At 40.1% G+C, this 1,877-nt stretch carries 1 protein-coding gene; it reads left to right on the forward strand.

Translation table 11 applies throughout. The annotated features are described in order from the left end of the window. The coding region (locus G561_RS14840; RefSeq protein WP_037032615.1) for a hypothetical protein at positions 1–1,787 on the forward strand (1,787 nt) is incomplete at its 5' end. Positions 1,788–1,877: the final 90 nt, after the last annotated feature.

A 1,877-nucleotide genomic window follows, 5' to 3' on the forward strand; every position in this document is an offset into this window, starting at 1 on the left:
TGAGTTTGAGAGACGATACTATGATAGCCTTAATGAGTCAGACAAAGCTGCCTGACTCAAGCAATCAACTCTCCGATATAGTCGGGGCGGTTCAAAGTATTATTGCAGCCAAGCAAAGCGCTATCATTGATAGAGGCAACAAACAATCTATTACGGCAGGTGATACCACTAACATTGGCGGTATTATGGCTAACATCCAAACCGATAGTGAGGGCAATCAAAGCAGTGGCACCCTTAACTTCACTACAGACACCCTGACCACCAAAGATATTATCAACACTGCCACCAATGACCAGCTTAACCTAGGCAGTAGTATAGGCGTAGGTACTGGAAAGCAAGGTCAAAGCATCAATAATGTAGGCCTACAGGTCGGTCATACTGCTCATGAATTTGAAAGTGTGACAAAAGCCACTGTCGGTGAGGGTGCTATCGTCACCAGTGATACGTCTACAGGACAAGACAGCTTAGCAGGTGTCAACCGAGATCCGTTTAATACCGAAATCATTATCAAAGATCAACAAACCGCAGGACTTGGTGTCGATGCCAATATCGATGCTAGAGTGTTTACTGGGGCGGGTCGGACGCAGATTGCTGATGAACAGAAAGATATTGGGGAGAATACTAAAACTGTCGGTAAGATCACTGCGTCATCGGGACTTCAAGCAGTAGCAACAGCAGGCAGTTTCGTCCAAGGTAAACAAAGTATCTCTCAAGCCATTAATAGTGCAAAAGTTCCAGCAAGAATGGCAGCTGTTATCGCTAATAATCCTAATGTGGGTGCGGTTATACAGGCTTATAAAGAAGGTGATTATGATGGTCTGCTTAAGAGTCAGGAAGCAATTCAAGTACTCGTTGATAGTACAGGTTTAAGTACCGATGTCATCATTACCACACTAACTCAAAAGCTACAAGCGAAAGGGGCGACTAATTCAGAAATCATAGCGATAGACAGTGCACTTGAAAATCGAGCTGACGTTATTAAAGTTGTGGGTCATGAAGTGAGTCATGATTATAGTGTTGAAGATGAATGGTTAGCTGATTTAGCAGGTATAGCGGCAGATCTAAACGTATCAGCTAGTATGGCTGCTAATCAAGATAATATAGATAAATACAGAGTGCATCTTGATGATGGTAAGGATGCAGTTACACAAGCTGAGAATAAAGGCCTGCTTGATGCAAATGATGAGAGATTGGCTAAGGCTATTGAGAAGGATTCAGGTAGCATTGATTATAAAACTTCATTAGCACAAGATGTTATTCATATTTCAAGATATTGGAATAGAGAAACTTTGGCTGAATATCAAGAAATTGATGAAAGACAAGCTCAATTTTATGCACAAGGTGGTGTGGATGCTATAAAAGAATATAAAGAGAGCATGGTAAATGCACCCCAAGATATGATTGATTTAGTAGAAGCTTTCAGACTAGATCCTATAGGAACTGCAATCAGCGTAGGTAAAGCTGTAGCAGCTATGCCTAAAGAATATTTTGAGCTTGTAGATGAAATTGCATTTGTTAATCAGTTTGGAAATTCTGATGAAGACTTTTATAAACTAGGCAAAGCAGAAATTACAGTGAGTATGGATATAGTCTCAGGATTTGTCTCTGCAGGTATTGCATTAGTAGTTAAGAAGGTTGGTACAAAAGTAGTTGGTATTGATTTAGATTTTTCTAATAAACGAAAAAATAATAACACAGATGACAATCAACTCAACACAAACAAAAACAAAAAACAGAATGATAAAGGTGTTGGCAATAAAGACTTAAAACCCGCTACTGAATATTGAACCGCCCCGGGATTGTCGGAGACTCAATTTTCTGAGAGAATACGACAATGAAAACACGAAACTATACCCCTGAAATGAAAGAGCGAGCCG

Origin of the sequence: Psychrobacter phenylpyruvicus DSM 7000 = NBRC 102152 (genome assembly GCF_000685805.1) — a bacterium.
In the GTDB taxonomy this organism is placed as follows: Bacteria; Pseudomonadota; Gammaproteobacteria; order Pseudomonadales; family Moraxellaceae; genus Psychrobacter; species Psychrobacter phenylpyruvicus.